Source organism: Cellulophaga tyrosinoxydans, assembly GCF_900176415.1.
Classification (GTDB): Bacteria; Bacteroidota; Bacteroidia; order Flavobacteriales; family Flavobacteriaceae; genus Cellulophaga; species Cellulophaga tyrosinoxydans.
The window spans coordinates 510,851-530,797 of sequence record NZ_FWXO01000002.1 but is presented as its reverse complement, the minus strand read 5'-3'; the positions used below and the strand labels follow the sequence as shown (position 1 = coordinate 530,797).

General features: G+C 34.1%; 12 protein-coding genes. 7 read left to right on the top strand and 5 right to left on the bottom strand.

Features of this window, described 5'->3' with window-relative positions; genetic code table 11:
* Entirely contained in the window at positions 1 to 399 is a 399-nt protein-coding gene (locus B8963_RS09385; protein WP_084061247.1) for a hypothetical protein, read from the top strand.
* A 4-nt stretch (positions 400 to 403) separates the two neighbouring features.
* Here B8963_RS09385 and B8963_RS09380 read toward each other — a convergent pair whose 3' ends face one another.
* From B8963_RS09380 to B8963_RS09370, 3 genes are all read right to left on the bottom strand, one after another.
* Entirely contained in the window at positions 404 to 1,168 is a 765-nt protein-coding gene (locus tag B8963_RS09380; protein WP_084061246.1) for an exodeoxyribonuclease III, read from the bottom strand.
* 185 nt (positions 1,169 to 1,353) lie between these two features.
* Positions 1,354 to 1,566, bottom strand: coding sequence for an MgtC/SapB family protein (locus B8963_RS09375; protein ID WP_084061245.1), 213 nt, complete (start codon positions 1,564 to 1,566; stop codon positions 1,354 to 1,356).
* Between the two features lie 6 nt (positions 1,567 to 1,572).
* Positions 1,573 to 3,255 (bottom strand): ABC1 kinase family protein, encoded by a 1,683-nt coding sequence (locus B8963_RS09370; RefSeq protein ID WP_084061244.1) that lies wholly within the window; start codon positions 3,253 to 3,255, stop codon positions 1,573 to 1,575.
* Positions 3,256 to 3,472: 217 nt separating this feature from the next.
* Here B8963_RS09370 and B8963_RS09365 point away from each other — a divergent pair, with 217 nt between their 5' ends.
* The 3 genes from B8963_RS09365 to B8963_RS09355 are packed head-to-tail and all read left to right on the top strand — an operon-like array spanning position 3,473 to position 6,494.
* Entirely contained in the window at positions 3,473 to 4,549 is a 1,077-nt protein-coding gene (locus B8963_RS09365; protein ID WP_084061243.1) for an efflux RND transporter periplasmic adaptor subunit, read from the top strand.
* On the top strand, positions 4,549 to 5,811 hold the full coding sequence (locus B8963_RS09360) for an ABC transporter permease (protein ID WP_084061242.1): 1,263 nt from the start codon (positions 4,549 to 4,551) through the stop codon (positions 5,809 to 5,811). The genes B8963_RS09365 and B8963_RS09360 overlap by 1 nt, the downstream gene beginning before the upstream one ends.
* A gap of 8 nt (positions 5,812 to 5,819) precedes the next feature.
* The gene (locus B8963_RS09355; protein ID WP_084061241.1) at positions 5,820 to 6,494 is read left to right on the top strand and encodes an ABC transporter ATP-binding protein; all 675 of its coding nucleotides are present in this window, start codon (positions 5,820 to 5,822) and stop codon (positions 6,492 to 6,494) included.
* A gap of 150 nt (positions 6,495 to 6,644) precedes the next feature.
* Here the strand turns inward: B8963_RS09355 and B8963_RS09350 are convergent, their stop codons facing one another.
* The gene (locus B8963_RS09350) at positions 6,645 to 6,938 is read right to left on the bottom strand and encodes a chaperone modulator CbpM (protein ID WP_084061240.1); all 294 of its coding nucleotides are present in this window, start codon (positions 6,936 to 6,938) and stop codon (positions 6,645 to 6,647) included.
* 11 nt (positions 6,939 to 6,949) lie between these two features.
* Positions 6,950 to 7,852, bottom strand: coding sequence for a DnaJ C-terminal domain-containing protein (locus B8963_RS09345; RefSeq protein WP_084061239.1), 903 nt, complete (start codon positions 7,850 to 7,852; stop codon positions 6,950 to 6,952).
* A gap of 457 nt (positions 7,853 to 8,309) precedes the next feature.
* Between B8963_RS09345 and B8963_RS09340 the strand changes: the two genes are divergently transcribed.
* Genes B8963_RS09340 through B8963_RS09330 form a run of 3 tightly spaced genes read left to right on the top strand, consistent with a single transcriptional unit; the run spans position 8,310 to position 19,856 of the window.
* A complete protein-coding gene (locus B8963_RS09340) occupies positions 8,310 to 16,922 on the top strand; it encodes an Ig-like domain-containing protein (RefSeq protein WP_084061238.1) in 8,613 nt (2,870 codons plus the stop codon).
* Positions 16,923 to 16,935: 13 nt separating this feature from the next.
* Positions 16,936 to 17,892 (top strand): PorP/SprF family type IX secretion system membrane protein, encoded by a 957-nt coding sequence (locus B8963_RS09335; RefSeq protein WP_084061237.1) that lies wholly within the window; start codon positions 16,936 to 16,938, stop codon positions 17,890 to 17,892.
* Positions 17,893 to 17,894: 2 nt separating this feature from the next.
* Positions 17,895 to 19,856 carry an OmpA family protein gene (locus tag B8963_RS09330; RefSeq protein ID WP_084061236.1) on the top strand — a complete coding sequence of 654 codons (1,962 nt, stop codon included), beginning with the start codon at positions 17,895 to 17,897 and terminating at the stop codon, positions 19,854 to 19,856.
* Positions 19,857 to 19,947 lie beyond the last annotated feature (91 nt).

Sequence of the window (19,947 nt, the reverse complement as noted above, 5' to 3'; positions counted from 1 at the left end):
ATGCCACTATTATTAAAAAACCCGAAAAAGGATTTACTCTTAAATGCTGGTTTTAATGTTTTACATCAAGAGAGTAAAGAATGGTTAGATACCATTGCATTTTGGAAATACGAAATCAATTTTTTTACAGAATTGCTAAATAAAAAAGTCAATAAAACTTCAGATTTTAGCCAGCTTCTAAAAACCTTAGATAAAATTCATTTAGAATTAATGGATTATTTGGAAAAAGATATTGTTGCACACGAAAAATATCTTACGGACTTAGAGGGCTTAAAGGATGGTTTTTCAGAAATTGCTTATAGAGAGCAACATAAAAAATTGAGTGAAAGTATGGCGCTTTTCACTGAAGATATAAAGGAGTTTAAATTAATGGTTTTTGGCTACGTTAAAAACTTATAATTAGCTATAATTCTATATCTAAACCTATGGGACAATGATCAGATCCCATTACATCAGAATATATGTCTACTGATTTTATTTTATCGGCAATAGATTTACTCACCAAAAAATAATCAATACGCCATCCGGTATTCCGTTCTCTAGATTTAAAACGGTAACTCCAATAGGTGTAGGCAATTTTTTCTGGATGAAGTAATCTAAATGAATCTACGAAACCAGAATTAATAAAATTATCCATACCATCTATCTCTATTTGAGTATAACCAGCAGTTTTGTTGTAGTTGGCTTTATCATTTTTTAAATCTATAGGTTTGTGGGCAACATTAAAATCTCCACAGGCTATAACTGGTTTTTTCTTTTCTAAGTTTTTTAAGTAAGCCAAAAAATCTTTATCCCATTGTTGACGGTATTCTAATCTATCTAATTTCTGACCGGAATTTGGTACATAAACGTTTACCAAGTAAAAATCATCGTATTCAGCACACATAACTCTTCCTTCCAAATCATGACTTTCAATATTTATGTCAGATGTAATGTTTAAAGGCGCTCTTTTACTTAAAATAGCTGTGCCGGAATAGCCTTTTTGGTCTGCAGAATTGGAACTAAGCTTGTAAGCATCTAAAGGCTTTAATGCTGCTGCAACTTCGTCATCTTGGGCTTTGGTTTCTTGAAGACATAATACATCTGGAGCCATAGATTTTATAGCTTCAAAAAAATCTTTTTTTACCACAGCACGAACACCATTTACATTCCATGAAATTAAACGCATACTTTTTAGCTTAGAATTATTAGAAAATAGAGGATGAAGTTACTAAAATTCATTATCATTTAAAAAATAGAATGTAAATCACTTTAAGAATATATATAGTATTCCAAGCACTACAATTCCTCCAAAGGTATAACCTACTCGTTTTCGTGTTTCACTAGATCCATTAATTATACTTATTCCTAAATTTACAACCATATGGTATAGAACTCGCTTAAACTGCCAATTACAAACCCTAAAATTGTAACCATAGGAAAGGTGCGAATACCTGAAAAACCTGTCTCTTGTTTTAATTTATTATACTCCCGTTCAAGACCAATAATAATTCCAATACCTATACTAATTAAAATACCTAGCATATAAGACCCCATGATTTCACTTAAATATTGTTTAGTATCCATAAGCGATTATGAGTTTCTATTTTTAAAAATGGAATAAATTATGGCGAAGCCTAATATAGCTGATATTAAAAAACCTAATGCTCCTAAAACGGGAATTCCATTTACTCTAGGCGGCATATCTGCTATCACTAGAATAGAAGAACCGATAGATAATGCTGCAATAATTATAGCATATACCATGCGATTCATTGCGGTTTTTAGGGTGTCTTTAAATTCATTTAATCCTTTGTGTTCATGAACAATGACTAGTTTTCCATTTTTAATTTTACCAATAATGTCATTGATATCTTCTGGGAGTGTATCAATTAAGTTGTTGTATTCTTGAAAGCGTGATATACTTTTATTAAAAAATCGTTTTAGACTTAATCGCTTTCTTAATATGGTAGCCATATAAGGCTCTAAATTGTCGGTAATATTAAAATCAGGATTCAGTTTTAATCCAACACCTTCAATAATTACCAAAGCGCGAATAAGCATGTATAAATAATGAGGAATAACAATTTTATTAGTGTATAAAATATTTTTAAACTGGTTTAAAGTAGTGCCCAGTTTTATATTTTGAATTGCAATATTGCTAATACCTTCTAAAAGTTCATTTAAGTCATATTCTAAAGATTTTTCATCTGGAATATCTGTACGTAACGCTATCTTTTTTAATACTATTATTATTTTTTTTACATCGTTTTTGAAAAAGGCCAACAACAAATCTTCTAAGGCCTCTTTGTCTTTTGGCATAATGCTACCCATCATTCCATAATCAATAAAACAAATTCGTTCTATTTCAGGAAGCACAAAAATATTACCAGGGTGTGGGTCGGCATGAAAGAAACCAAAATTTAGAATTTGTTCTAAATATAAATCTACACCTAGCTTTGCTACTGCTTTGGTATCTATATTATTTTCTTCTAATTTTTTAATTTCTGAAACTTTAATACCATCAATAAATTCCATACAAATAATATGGTCATTGCTAAATTGTTGATACACTTTAGGTATATAAATGACTTCATTGGTTTCAAAATTTTTAGTAAATCGAAGCATATTGTTTAGTTCTTGGGTATAACTAAGCTCTTCGTTAATACTTTTTTCAAAAGATGCAATAAGTTGAGTTGGCTGCAGATGCTGTGCTTGGATACTATATTTTTCTAAAGCATTTGCAACATCTTTCATAATAGAAATGTCGCGGGTAATAGTTTCTTTTATATTGGGTCGTTGAATCTTAAATATTACCCATTCTCCTGTTCGTAATTGTGCTTTATGCACTTGAGCTAAAGAGGCAGCCGCTAACGGTTTTGGAGATAAGTAGGAGAAAAATTCGCGACATGATATTTTGAGCTCTTCTTCTATTTTTTTTTCTACATCAAAATTTTCTAAGGGTTTTACATTATCCTGTAGTTTTTCAAGTTCTATTAAAAGCTCAGGTGGGAGCATATCTTCACGATTGCTAATTACTTGTCCCATTTTAACATAGCTCGGCCCTAATTCTTCTAACACCATGCGTATGCGCTCGTAAGTGGAGTATGAAAGTAATTTATGCGTGTCAGGGTGTTTTTTTAAGTAGAAATCTGGTATGATATTTTTTAAAGTTGTTGTAGCCAGTACATCTTCAAAACCATATTTTGTAAGCACGCTGAATAGGGTGCCATATCGTTTTAAATCTTGTGTTTTTGGTAATTTTATTGAAGACATTTTTGTGTAACCTTGCTATTTGTGCGCAATGTGAAACAAAAATAGGGTGCAACATTTTATTAAAATATGACAATAGTCAGACGTGAATTCGAGCAAAAAGCAAAACTTACCTTGGTGTTCAGAATTTATAATACTTAAATTCTAATTGTTTGTCTATGATTATTCTCATAGTTTAACTGTAATGATTACTATTATTTTGTGTTTTATTAAGTTTTATATGAAAGCATTATATATCGTATTATCCTTATTATTCATTTCTTGTGGAGGTAAACAAGAGAAAACGGTGCCCACGGTAAAAAAACTGTCCGAATCTGTTTACGCCTCTGTGACTATACAGCCAGATAGTTTGTATGAAGCACATGCGGTTGTGAACGGTATTCTTGAACGCAATTTAGTAGATGAAGGTGCTTTAGTAAATAAGAATACCCCTTTAATGCACATCACCAATTCTACAAGCGCATTGACATCTGAAAATGCACTTTTATCACTACAATTATCTACAAATAATTATCAAGGAAGTTCAAACTTACTTAAAGAAATTAAAGAAGATATTGAAACAGCAGAATTAACACTAAAAAATGATTCGGTAAATTTTAAAAGACAAGAAAATCTGTGGAGTCAGAATATTGGTTCAAAAATAGAGTATGATACCAAAAAGTTGGCGTACCAACGAACTAAAAACCAATTAAAAGTATTGTATAATAAGTTTTACAGGACTAAAAAAGAACTAGAAACGCAAGCTAAACAAGCGCAAAACACGTACAAGTCTTCTAAAATTAATACAGATGAATATACTGTAACGAGTAAAATAAATGGAAAAGTTTATGCACTTTATAAAAATACTGGTGAGATTGTAACAACAATGGAACCTTTAGCTTCAGTTGGTAGTGCTACCGATTTTATAATTGAAATGCTTGTGGATGAGGTAGATATAGTAAAAATAGAAAAAGGTCAAAAAGCTTTAATCACATTAGATGCCTATTCGTCTGAGGTGTTCGAAGCTCGAATAACTAAAATATATCCTCAGAAAGATTCACGTTCTCAGACTTTTAAAATTGAAGCTTTATTTATTACGACCCCTAAAAAGCTTTACCCTGGATTATCTGGTGAAGGTAATATCATAATAGCTGAAAAAAATAACGCATTAATTATTCCTAAAGAATATCTTCTAAATGGAAATTCTGTGATCACCAATAACGGAGTAGTGCAAGTAGTAACAGGATTGCAGAATTTAAATGAAGTAGAGATTTTAAAAGGAATAGGTGCAGAAACCGAAATAATAAAACCAGAATAATGACCAATTGGCCTGTTATACTGAACATTGCAAAAACTCATTTGCTGACCAAGTTTAAGTCTACTTTAACGGCGGCACTTGGCGTAACTTTTGGTATAGCCTCTTATATTACTTTGGTAAGTTTTATGACTGGCTTAAATACCATGCTAGATGATCTAATACTAAATCAAACACCACACGTACATTTATACAATGAAATTAAACCAACTGCCAAACAACCTGTTGCCTTGTATGATGATGTACAGCAATCATTTCAATTTATACATTCGGTAAAGCCTAAGCAAAATCAAAAAAAAATTCATAATGCGCTGCCAATTTTAAATTATCTTAAAGAAGATAAAAACGTAAAAGGTGCAACGCCACAGGCTAGAGCACAGATTTTTTATATCTCTGGCTCTAATGAATTAGGAGGTAATTTAATTGGAGTAGATATAATGGAAGAAGTAAAACTTTCTAACATTAGCGATTATATAGTAAATGGTAAGCCCGAAGATTTAAAAAATAGCGATTCAGGTATTTTATTGGGGGCGGGTTTAGCTGAAAAAATGTCCTTAAAAATTGGAGATCGAGTGCAAGTTAGTACGGTTAAAGGAGATCTTTTTCCGCTTAAAATTGTTGGGATATATCAGAGTGGTATAGCAGATATTGATAATTCTCAGAGCTTTGTAAATTTAAAAACGGTACAACGCATTCTGGGTGAAACTCAAAATTATATTACTGATATTAATATAAAACTAAATGTAATTGAGAATGCTCCCGTATATTCAAAAAAACTTTCTAGTCTTTTTTCTATAACCGCCACTAGTGTTAATGAAGCTAATGCGCAATTTGAGACCGGTACAAATATCAGAAACCTTATTACTTACGCAGTATCTATTACCTTATTAATAGTTGCAGGGTTCGGGATTTACAATATTTTAAATATGTTGATTTACGAAAAAATGAAAGATATTGCCATTCTAAAGGCAACAGGGTTTTCGGGTAAAGATGTGCAACTAATTTTTATGAGTCAAGCCATGATTATTGGTATTGTAGGTGGGTTATTAGGACTTGTCTTAGGGTTTATTTTTTCTGTATTAATTGATCATGCTTCATTTAAAACAGAGGCATTGCCAACGATTGATACGTATCCGGTAAGTTTTAGCATTAGCTACTATGTAATTGGAATTGTATTTGCGCTTATCTCTACTTTTATTGCGGGTTATTTACCATCAAATAAAGCTAGGAAAATAGATCCTGTAAAAATAATCAGAGGCACATAATTTAACCTATGAATTTAGTTCTTGAAACCAAAAATATAAACAAGCATTTTTTAAAACCTAAGGATTTTCATGTTTTAAAAGATATTTCTTTTAGTGTAAAAAAGGGAGAATTTGCTTCTATAATGGGTAAATCTGGTTCAGGTAAATCTACCTTACTCTATATATTATCTACCATGGATACAGAATATACGGGTAGTTTGTATTTAAATAATGAATTAATAACAGGTAAAAATCACCAAGAACTTTCACGAATTAGAAATAAGTATGTAGGCTTTGTATTTCAGTTTCACTACTTACTTTCAGAATTTTCAGTTCTTGAAAATGTAATGCTACCAGCCAAGAAACTTGCAGAGAAATCGCACCAGGAAATTGAATTTTTGGCCATGGAGAAATTAAAAATGCTCGACATAGATAAACTTGCATTACAACGAGCTTCTAGAATATCGGGAGGAGAAAAACAACGAGTTGCTATAGCCCGTGCTTTAATTAATAATCCCATAATCTTAATGGGAGATGAACCAACTGGAAATTTAGATAGTAGAAATGCAGATAATGTATTCAACATATTTAAACAGTTAAAAGAAGAGCAAGGTTTGTCTTTATTAATTGTTACGCATGATGAAGATTTTGCAAAGAAAACTGATAGAATAATTCAAATGGAAGATGGTAGAATTGTATCTTAATCCGCTATTAGTCTCTGGTTAAAAATCCTGTAATGATAGCCTCTAATGTGCTTTTTCATTTTGATAAGAAGACACTAGAAAATTATGTAATGGCATATAACTAGTGTATTAAATCAGTAATTAAAACCATATAATGACTATAACGTAAGATTAAAAATCATCAAGTCTGTTGATTTTTTGCCGCAATAAACGTATTTCATTTTGCAAGGCTATATTGCGCTGAAGAAGTTGATTTATAGCCTCTAGTCCCTCAATATTAATTTGAAGGTCTTGGTGTAAACGTACCATTTTTTCAACCTTTGGCAATTCTTCAATGGTAATAAATTGATTATTATCGATAATTTTTATTTCTATAATATCATAATTGTGTAGCTCAGTAACAAACGAAACTTCTATTTCATGACCACTACAAAAATCATTAAGTTGTATTAATTGTGTATCCATGTGTTTTATAATTACAAGTTCGTGGCTTCTAGTTCTTTAAACAATTTTTGCTGTTTTTCTGTTAAGTTCGATGGTATTTTAACCTGAAAAGTAATGTACAAATCTCCAAACTGATTGTCCTTTTTGTAACGAGGTAACCCCTTACCTGTTAATTTTATTTTAGTGCCATTTTGAGTTTCGGGTTTTACTTTTAGCTTAACTTTTCCAGTTAAAGTATCAATAGTTATTTCATTGCCCAAAACGGCAGTGGTAAGCGGTATTTCTACAGTTTTATAGAGATCCGCTTTTTCACGAGTGAAACTGGTGTTGTTATTTATGTTGAATGTTATATACAAATCTCCGGATGGCCCTTTATTAACGCCAGGACCGCCATGTCCTGTAATTTTTATTGTTTGACCATCTTCTACACCAGCAGGAATTGTTATGCGAATATTTTTAGAATTTACAGTAAGCGTTTGTTTTTGAGTAGTTAGTATATCGGTTAAATTTAGATTTAATTCAGCATTATAATCCTGTCCTCGAAACTTAGTACTCTGCCGTGACGACCTAAAATTTCCACCTGCAGAACCACCAAACATACTTTCAAAAAAATCTGAGAAGTCCTCTGCTGAACCACCTGAATACTTGTATCCTCCAGCGTTGCCTCCATAAGCTCGCTGATTAGCTTTTTGTTTTTCAAAAGCTTCTGCATGTTGCCAATCTTTACCATATTCGTCATACTTTTTTCTATTTTCAGCATGACTAAGCACCTCATTGGCTTCGTTTATTTGTTTAAATTTTTTTTCAGCTTCTGCATCATTCGGATTTAAATCTGGATGATATTTACGGGCTAGTTTTCTATAGGCCTTTTTAATCTCTGCTTCAGAGGCATTTTTGGTTATTCCTAATACTTTATAATAATCAATGAATTCCATAGGAATCGCTATGTTTTAAATAATGTAGTTATTTTTTTAAGTTAATAAAATCTTATGACATTAACTTAAAGTTGCTATAAAAATAGGAACGCTTTTAGAATTTAGATATGATAAATATCAGACTTCTAATAAAACGGAAATAAAATAATTTTATTCGGTATTTTTAGAAGTTTTTCACTGATGTATTTTGTCGATGAAGAAACTATTGTCAGGGTTTATAGAAGATTTTGACACAAAAAATTTGGAGTAAATTTTTTGTGTTTTTTGAGTTTAGATGTCAACTTGCTCTGATTTCATATTAACTTTTACATCGTTCACAACATAAGTTTTCTTCTAAACATGGATTATTCTTTTTTTACATAGGTAATGAACTATTGCTATTCTTGATAATCAGAAGTTTAATTGGTTGTCTAATATTTTGGATTGGAAATAGTCGGGTATAATTAATAAGAATAATTTGGGCAAACTAAGTACTATTTTCAGAAAAATACTTTATCTATTTTTTGCAATTATATGTTTTCAACAAACTCATGCGCAAAAAACTGGAACATGGACTGATGTAGGGTCTGGGGTTTGGGAAAGTACTAGCTCAGACGGTTTAGTATTAGTAAGAGCACAACAGACAGGTGGGGCTACCATTACTGGAGCCCAAACTATGGGTTGTTCTTCGGAATCTTATAGTGATCCAACTATTTTAAACAATCCTTCTATCGCCTTTAATATTGCCAATTCATCTGGAACAATAACATTTAGTTTTATTGAAATTTCAACAGGCCTACCTGTAAATATTTTGAAACCTATTCTACATATTGATAAACTGGGTACTCTAGCGGTTGCGGGTGATGCCTCTGCTATCATTACATTATCAAGTGGTACATGGACAGAATTAAATTCGAATGGAAATGCTTTTGATTCTAGTTCAAATTCAATTCAAGCGGATTTAGGATTTTTGTTGTCAGGATTAGGTGCCGAATGCCCATTTACTACAGGAGGTAGTCTTCAAGTTAATAGTTTGGTCAACAACATTACACTGGGCAGCTCTATTCAAAGAGCTTTTCTTGGTTTAGGTGCTAATGATGATGACATTGAATTTGTTATTTCAAATTTAGTTATAGACCCCTGTACTTATGGTGCTATAGTGGGTACACCTACAGCAGAAGACCCAGATGCAGATGGTATAAATAATAGTTGCGATTTTGATGATGATAATGATGGTATTTTAGATGCAGATGAAGGAAAATGCACCCCATTAAAATCTGGTGCTTGGGCAATTTCTGGAACAACAGCATCATATAATTACGGAAATGGTGTTATTGCCAATGTTACCACAACCAATTCAAATAATTTCACTAACGGAAATTTCACGACAACAGGGAATAGTTTTTGGTCCGAAAATTTAACAAACAATGCCTCATTAGAGGCTACATATATTTGGAATAGTACAGTAACCATTAATTTTGTCGATGGTTTAGGAAATCCAATACAGGTAAACAAACCTTTAATACATCTAGATCGCATAGGTGGACAATCAGGTGGAACACAAAACTCTGCTAGAGTTACTTTATTAAATGGCGCTACATGGTCTAGGATTAAAGGTACATTTGATTTTGTAACAACAGCTACTACCGCTGTAGATGGAGGCACAACATTACCATCATCAGGAGGTAGTTATTCTTCAGAGAGTACTCAGAATGATGCTAATGGTACTGCTGCAGGTACATTACAAATAAATCAGAAAGTTTCTTCTATTTCTTTGCAATTTGTAGAAACGGGATCTGGAGGTACAGGTGATGCTATAGAATTGATAATTGCTGCTTGTAAAGATACAGATACAGATTTAGATGTAGTACCAGATTATCTAGATTTAGATAGTGATAATGATGGTATATATGATGCCGTTGAAGCTGGGCATTCTATAGTGTCTACTTTGGGTCGTTTAACCGGAGCTGTTGGTACAGATGGTATCCCTAATGCAGTACAATCTTCAGGAGGTGGTAATTCTGGCGCAGTAAATTATACTTTAGCCGATTCTGAAGCTACCCCAGATGGTATTCCTGATTTTCGAGAATTAGATGCGGATGCCGATGGCTGTAATGATGTTCTAGAAGCCGGTTATACAGATGATAATTTAGACGGACTTTTAGGGGATGTTCTTACCGTTGTTGATGCTAATGGGTTAGTTACGGGCACTTCTTTAATAGACGGTTACACCACACCAACGAATGCAGATAGTGCGATAGGCAATACAAAATTTGATTTTCAGCAAGAAGGTCAAACCATTGTAATTGCAAATGCGGCGGGACAACCTAAAAATGTGACGACCAATGGTAGCACGCCTATAAATTTTAGCGTAAATGCTACAGGAAATTTTTTAAGCTACCAATGGCAAGTTGATGATCTATTAGGCGGGGGATTTGCGGATATAGATCCAGCAAATACTACAGATATTTATACCAATAGTGATACGGCAACACTAACTTTAACTGGTGTTACAGCATTACAAAATGGATATCAATTTAGAGTAATTATAACCGATACTTCATTTATTTGTACTTCACTAATTTCGAATAACGCGGTATTAACTTTTAATAATTCGTTACCAAGCGCACCTACCGTTACTATTATCGAAGACCTGAATAATGATGGTGTTTTAAACAGTTTAGAATTATCAGGATTAATTGATGTTACTATAGATTTACCAATTGATGCAGAAGAAAATGATGTATTAACTATTAATGGTTCAACCTTAATTTTAACAGCGGCTCACATTAGCGCAGGTCAAATAACAACAAGTTTTACAAGTCCGGGAGAAGGAAATACCTTAACAGTTACAGCATTTGTTACTGATGATATTGGAAACATTGGAGTAAGTGCAGACGATTCTGTAACTATAGATACAACAGCACCAAATATTCCAGTAGTAACTTCTATTAGTACTGATAACGGTGTAAGTGCGGCAGACGGTATTACATCAGACAACACCTTAATCATTAGAGGAACCTCCGATGCAAATACGCTAATATCTATATTTTTAGATGGAAATCTTATAGGAACAACAACAAGTAATGGTGCGGGAATATTTGCGCTAGATTATACAGCTACAACAATTCCAGACGGAAGCTATAATTTAACAGCTCATGCAACAGATGCTGCAGGAAATAGTAGTGCAATATCTGCTAATTTTCCAATAACCATAGATACTTCGTTACCTAATACACCAGTCGTGACAGCTATCAGTACAGATACTGGTAGTAATACATCAGACGGAATTACATCTGACAATACCTTAGAATTTAATGGAACTGCCGATGCAAATAGTATTGTTACAGTTTTTATTGATGGTACAAGCATTGGTACTACTACAGCCAACGGTTCAGGAATCTGGTCTCTTGATTATACGGGCACGACATTGGCAGATGGTTCTTATATAATTACAGCGCAAGCAACAGATGTCGCTGGAAATAGTAGTGCAGTTTCTGCTAATTTTCCAATAACCATAGATACTTCGTTACCTAGTACACCAGTCGTGACAGCTATCAGTACAGATACTGGTAGTAATACATCAGACGGAATTACATCTGACAATACCTTAGAATTTAATGGAACTGCAGAAGCAAATAGTACTGTAACTGTTTTTATAGATGGTACAAGCATTGGTACTACCACAACCAATGGTTCCGGTAACTGGTCCTTTGATTATACAGGTACTACACTAGCAGATGGTTCTTATGTTATTACAGCACAATCAACAGATGCTTCAGGTAATCTTAGTGCTATTTCTGCTAATTTTCCAATAGTAATAGATACTTCGGTACCAAGTACACCTGCGGTGACATCTATAAGTACTGATACTGGTTTGAGTAGCACAGACGGAATTACATCAGACAACACTTTAATCATTAGAGGAACCTCCGATGCAAATACGCTAATATCCATATTTTTAGATGGAAATCTTATAGGAACAACAACAAGTAATGGTTCTGGCGTTTGGACATTAGACTACACCGGAACAACTATTGCCAATAATGCTCATATATTAACAGCACGTGCAACAGATGGTGCAGGAAATGTAAGCGCCACTAGTCCTAATTTTCCAATTTTTATAGATAGAAGCCCTCCTTTTAGACCAAATATTAATTATATAACAACCGATACTGGAGCAAGTTCTGGTGACGGAATAACGTCCGATAACACCTTGAATATTTTTGGTGCTTCTGGTGGAAACGATCAAATACAAGTTTTTCTAGATGGAGTTAGTATTGGTTTTGCTACAGCGAATAGTACAGGACAATGGAATTTAGATTATACCGGAACAGTAATAGCTGACGGTTCTTATATTCTCACGGCGCAAGCAACAGATTTAGCAGGAAATAGTAGTCCAATTTCATTTAATTTTTCAATTACTATTGATACTGCTGTTCCAAGCGCCCCTGTAGTTACCGCAATAACAGATGATAATGGTAGCAGTACAACTGACGGAATAACTTCAGACAACACTTTAGTTTTTAGTGGTACTGCAGAGGCAAATAGTAGCGTACAAGTATTCTTAGATGGTACTAGTCTTGGAACGGTTACAGCAAATGCTTCCGGAATATGGAGTTTTGATTATACTGGCACCACACTTGTAGATGGTTCTTATATTTTCACTGCACAAGCAACAGATTTAGCAGGGAATGTAAGTGCATTATCTTCTAATTTTTCTTTTACAATAGACACGACAGCACCAAGTGCATCGGTAATAACATCAATTAGTACAGATACAGGTGCTATTACTACAGACGGTGTCACTTTGGATAATACCTTAGTTATTGGAGGAACTTCAGAAGCTAATAGTACAGTAGAGGTGTTTTTAGATGGCGTAAGTATAGGTTATGCAACAGCAAATGGCTCTGGTATATGGAGTTTAGATTATACAGCCATAACATTAGCTGATGGCGATTACGTATTAACATCATTAATTACGGATGTTGCGGGTAATAGTGGTGTGATTTCGGCTAATTTTCCTATAACCATTGATGCAACCTTACCAATCTTAACATTAACAATTAATGATGTTACTGCAGATAATACTGTAAATGCCAGTGAAGCCTTAGGAAATATAACTATTACGGGTATGGTCACAGGAGAATTTTCTTCAGGTGATAGTGTAAGTTTAGTTATTAACGGCGTACCTAGTACAGGAACGATAAATGCTGCTGGTGCATTTAGTATAGTAGTTTCAGGAAATGATTTAGCCTTAGATTCGGATACAACAATTGCAGGTAGCGTAAGTACTACTGATGTTGCAGGTAATATTGGTTCTGCAACAGCAAATAAAGTATATAACGTAGATACCACGGCACCAACTCCTATTCTTACAATAAATAATATTACAGCAGATAATATTGTTAATGCAAGTGAAGCTTCTGGAAATATTACAATAACAGGTACTGTCAGTGGTGAATTTACTTCTGGAGATACCGTTAGTTTGGTAATAAATAGTGTAACCACTACAGGTACAATTGATGCCTTTGGAATATTTAGTATTGTAGTATCTGGTAATGATCTAGTATTGGATGCAGATACAACAGTTGCGGGTAGTATGACTACAACTGATTCTGCAGGAAATACGGGTATTGCAACATCGAATAAAGTCTATAGTATTGATACCACTTTACCTATTGCTACACTTACAATAAATCATATCACCTCAGATAATATTGTTAATGCTAGTGAAGCTTCTGGAAATATAACGGTAACTGGTACCGTAGGTGGAGAATTTACGAACGGTGATTTGGTAAGTTTGGTTATTAATGGAGTAACAACTACAGGAACTATAAATGCTTCAGGAATATTTAGTATTGTGGTTTCAGGAAATGATTTAGCGCTAGATGCGGATACAACGGTTGGGGGTAGTGTAAATGCTACCGATGCAGCAGGTAATTCTGGAACAGCAACCGCCAATAAGGTGTACAATGTAGATACTACTTTGCCAATACCAACTTTAATAATTAACGACATTACTTCGGATAATACTATTAATTCTACAGAGGCTGCGGGATCAATTAGTGTTTCGGGTGCTGTTGCAGGAGATTTTACTACTGGAGATACCGTTAGTTTAGTAATTAACGGGGTTACAACTTCAGGAACAGTTAATGGAACAGGTGCTTTTACTATTTTGGTGTCAGGTAATAATTTAGTGCTTGATGCGGATCACACCGTTGTTGGTACAATTTCTACCACAGATACCGCAGGGAATGTAGGTGTTGGTACTACGAATAAATTATATAATGTTGATACCACCGCTCCTTTAGGCACAAATGTTACGGCAATAAGTCAAGATACAGGTAATAATACATCAGACGGAATTACTTCTGATAATACCCTAATTATAAGTGGAACCGCTGAAGCAAATAGTAGCGTTGAGGTATTTTTAGACGGTATAAGTATAGGTTCAACTACAGCTAATTCTTCAGGTATTTGGAGTTTCGACTATACAGGAACAACCCTTGCAGACGGGAATTATAATCTTACCGCCAGGGCCACAGATGCTGCAGGAAACATAGGTGGTTTGTCCACAGTTTTTCCTATTACAATTGATACTTCACTGCCAATATTAAGTCTTACCATTAATGATATAACAGCTGATAATACCGTAAATGCAACCGAAGCTGCAGGAAATATTACAATTACAGGTGCCGTAAGTGGAGAATTTTCTACTGGGGATTTGGTGAGCCTTGTAATAAATGGGATAACAAGTACGGGGATTATAAATGCTTCTGGAGTATTTAGTATTGTAGTTTCAGGAAACGATTTAGCACTTGATTCAGACACAACCGTTGCAGCAAGTGTTACTACAACAGATACTGCTGGTAATATTGGTACAGCAGCAGCAACTAAAGTATATAATATTGATATAACAATACCTGTTCCTGTTTTAACCATAGATGACATTACAGCCGATAATACAATTAATGCAACCGAAGCATCAGGAACTATTACTATTACAGGTACGGTCACTGGAGATTTTGCTAATGGAGATACCGTAAGTTTAGTCATAAACGGAGTAACTACTACAGGAACAATAAATGCTTCAGGCGTATTTAGTATTATAGTATCAGGCAACGATTTAGCTCTTGATCCCGATACTACAGTTGCAGGAAGTTTTTCAACAACAGATACTGCTGGAAATATTGGAACGGCTACAGCAAATAAAGTATATACTGTAGATACTACTTTACCTATACCAGTATTAACTTTTAATGATGTTACTGCTGATAATACACTAAATGCAACCGAAGCAGCTGGTGCTATTACTATAACAGGTTCTGTTTCAGGTGATTTCGCTAATGGGGACACCGTAAGTTTAGTCATAAACGGAGTAACTACAACAGGAACAATAAATGCTTCAGGAGTATTTAGTATTGTAGTTTCGGGTAACGGTTTAGCCTTGGATTCAGATACAACGGTTGCAGGAAGTTTTTCAACAACAGATACAGCTGGGAATGTTGGCACGGCAACTGCATCAAAATCTTATAATGTAGATATTAGTATTCCAATACCAGTTTTAATCATAAATGATATTACTGCTGATAATACAATAAATGCTATTGAAGCTTCAGGTACTATTACGATTACAGGTACCGTTTCGGGTGATTTTACAACTGGTGATACGGTTAGTTTAGTTATAAACGGAGTTACCATTACAGGAACGGTAAATGCCTCAGGAATATTTAGTATTGTAGTTACAGGAAACGACTTGGTTTTAGATGCAGATACTACGGTTGAAGGTAGTATAACTACTATAGATGCTGCAGGCAATTCTGGAAGTGCTACAGCAAATAAAATTTATAATGTAGAAGTTGGTTCCATTAGTACACCTATAATAACCGCGATAAGTACAGATTCTAATATTCCTACAGATGGAATAACATCGGATAATACGCTGTTTATTTTAGGTACATCTGAAGCAAATAGAATTATTGAATTATTTGTAGATGGCGTAAGTATAGGGACTACAACGGCAGACGCAAGTGGTAATTGGACTTTTGATTATACAACTAATGTGTTAATCGATGGCGTATATTCATTTACTGCTCTAGCCTCTGATATATTTGGAAACGTAAGTACACTATCTGCAATTTTTACAGCGGTTATTGATACGCAAGTACCAACAGTAGAAGATCAACTGACAGATGATTTAACACCGATTATTACAGGTACTGGAACGCCTAATGAAAATTTAACCATTGCAATAGATGTAGATGGTGACGGCACTCCCGAAGCCATTTATACAATAACTACTGATAGTTCTGGTAATTGGAGCTTAGATTTAGATAGTGCAACACCAACTAGTGGTGGATTACCAGTACTAGATTATCCAACTATCTTAAACATTACTGTTTCAGATGTAGCTGGAAATACGGGTACGGGAGAAATAACGATAACAAATGATTTTGATAATGATGGTCTTACTAATAGTGAAGAAAATATGCTTGGTACAGATCCATATAATCCAGATACTGATGGAGATGGCGTTCAAGACGGACAAGAAGTTTTAGATGGTACAGATCCATTAGATGATTGCGATTCTTTAAACGGAACACCATTACCTACCACAGATTGTGATGACGACGGATTAACTAATGCTGAAGAAGAACAGATAGGTACAGATCCTTTTGATCCTGATACCGATAACGATGGCATTTTTGATGGTCAAGAAGTTACGGATAAAACAGATCCTTTAGATGCTTGTGATTCTATTGGTGGAACACCTCCAATAGATGTAGCCTGTGATATTAGTATCGCTAGCGATTTAGTTACACCAGATAGTAATGATGGTATTTTCCGAATCATTAATATTGAAGCTTTTCCTGAAAATAGTGTTGAAATATTTAATCGCTGGGGTGCAAAAGTTTACGGTACAACAGCCTATAATAATGCAAATAATTCTTTTTCTGGACTGTCCAATGGGCAAGCGGTTATAAAGGCTAAAGATTATTTGCCAGCGGGCACCTATTTCTATGTAATCAAATATGTGAAGCGTGGAGAGGCAAAACAGAAAACAGGTTACTTATATATTAATAGATAATACAACGAAATTCATGAAACTTCGTAACTATATAAAAATAATACTAATACTCGCGCTAGTGATGCTACCGTTGTTCGGAACAGTTACTGCACAACAAGACGCACAGTATACGCAGTATATGTACAATACTTTGGCCGTGAACCCTGCCTATGCTGGTTCTCGTGGAGCTTTGAGTATTGCGGCATTACACCGCTCGCAATGGGTCGGATTAGATGGGGCGCCAACAACACAAACCTTTAATATACATAGTCCAATTTCTAATAAGGTAGGAGCGGGTATTTCTATAGTAAATGATGAAATTGGTAATGGAACAAATCAAGATACTTATTTTGATGCTACTTTTTCATACACTGTATTAACTTCTGAAAACAATAAATTATCTTTTGGATTAAAAGCTGGAGGACATTTTTTGAATATCGATTTTAATAAATTAAGAAACTTTAATCCGTCTACAGCACCACCAGGTATGGAGACAATTGATAAGAAGTTTTCACCAAATTTTGGAGCAGGCGTTTATTTTCATAACGAGCGTTTCTATGCCGGACTTTCTATTCCTAACTTTTTGGAAACAGAACATTTTGATAATTCATCAGGATCAACATCTTATATTGGAACAGAACGTATGAATTGGTATCTAATATCTGGTTATGTTTTTGATTTAAATTATAATTTAAAATTAAAGCCGGCGATTCTTTTTAAAGCAGTTAATGGAGCTCCATTACAAACAGATATATCTGCAACTTTTCTATACAATGAAAAATTTTCTATAGGCGCCGGATACCGTTGGGATGCGGCCTTCAGTGCTTTAGTAGGCTTTCAAATATCAGAACGCTTTATGGCTGGTTTAGCTTATGATCGTGAAACAAGTGCATTGGGTAGTAAACGTTTTAATGATGGATCTTTTGAAGTTTTCTTAAGATACGAATTCAAATCTCGAAATAGAAATGCATTAACACCAAGATTCTTTTAAGCATGAAAAAAACAATATACAATTACTTACTATGTTTTTTTGGCGCGTTATCTTTTGGTCATGCTCAAGATGCTGGTTTGAAGAAAGCAGAAGAAAATTTTAATAATCATTCTTATGCCTTAGCCATTGCTAGCTACGAAGAATTAGTTGCAAAAGGGTATGAGTCTGATGTAATTTTTAAGAATTTAGGTGATGCTAATTTCAATAATGCCAATTACGCAAAAGCTGCCGAATGGTATGGCAAATTGTTCGATTTAAACGCAGTATCGGTTGGTGCTGAATATTATTTTAGATACGCCCAATCGTTAAAATCATTAGAAGATTATAAGAAGTCTGATGCTTTTATGAGAAAATTTCAGAAAATAAAGAGTCAAGATTCCAGAGCACAGAAATTTGACGAAAATGCTGATTATTTAGAGCAAATAAAATCTAAGACCTTACGCTTTTCGCTTAAAAAAATTAATATTAATACAAAAGAGTCAGAGTTCGCCCCATCGTTTTACCAAGGCAACCTAGTTTTTGCAAGTGCAAGAGATACAGGGTTATTGGTAAATAATATTCATAAATGGACAAACAAAGCCTACCTAAATTTATATAAGGCGGATTCTACTAATGAGGAAGGTGCTTTTAAAATACCTGAAGTATTTGCTAAAGAACTAAACTCAAAAACCCATGAATCATCAACAGCATTTACTAAAGATGGGACTACGGTATATTTTACTAGAAATAATAGTAAAAAGGGCAATTTTGTAGAAGACGAAACGGGATTAAGCAGACTTAAAATATACCGAGCAACACTTCAAAACGGGGTTTGGGGAATGGTAACCGAATTGCCATTTAATAGTGACAATTATTCTACGGCACACCCAAGTTTAAGTGCTGATGAAAAAACATTATATTTTGCATCAGATATGAAACCTAGTTATGGTGCATCGGATATTTTTAAAGTAGCTATAAACGAGGATGGTACTTTTGGTACACCAGAAAATTTGGGCAAAACTATTAATACCGAAGCTCGAGAAACTTTTCCATTTATGGCCTCAGAAGGAACTTTATATTTTGCTTCAGATGGGCATCCCGGTTTAGGCGGACTTGATTTATATAGTTATGATTTTGATAATGATGAAGTTTCCAATCTAGGAGAACCTGTAAATAGTAAAGAAGATGATTTTTCGATTGTTTTAAATGATGAAACGTTAAACGGATTTTTTGCCTCTAATCGTGCAGGTGGCATGGGTGATGATGATATTTATGCATTTACTTTTGAAAAGTTAATCCCTAAAACTACAGAGATAACCTCGCAAATTAATGGTACCGTTATCGATAAAAAATTAGGTACTCCAATACCTTTTGCTAAAGTTACTATCTATGACTATGCACAAAATAGTCTTGTTGAAATTGAAACAGATAAAGAAGGTAAATTTACTACGCCTATAGAATTTCCTAATAAAAAATACCGCTTTGTAGCTGAGGTTGATGGATATAATGATGAAACAGCTTATTTAATCACGCCAATTGATGCCATTGATGAAACTTTGCAAGAACTGAATTTTTTAATTGCCATGGAGAGAGGAGATGAATCTTCTGTTATTGGTGCAGATTTAGTTGAAATATTAAAATTAAAACCCATTTACTTTAATATAAATAGTTCCTATTTAAATCCGGAATCTTACTTAGAACTTGATAAGGTTGTTAGCTATATGAAGGAGAATCCTAACGCTCGTGTTGAGGTTGGATCGCATTCCGATAGTCGCGATAGTGATCACTATAACCTATGGTTGTCGGATCGTAGAGCAAAATCAACCGTGCAATATATAGTGAGTATGGGTATTTCTGAAGATAGAATTACCGGTAAAGGCTATGGTGAAAAACAATTGGTAAACAAATGTGGCAATGATGTTATTTGTTCAGATGCAGATCATGCTTTAAACAGAAGGTCTGAATTTATTGTATATCAAAAATAAGCCAACAGTTTTAGCTTTTTATAGTTCCAAGCAAAATAATGAACTATGGGCGTGATCATTAATACTATTTTAGTGTAAATCATTAATCGTC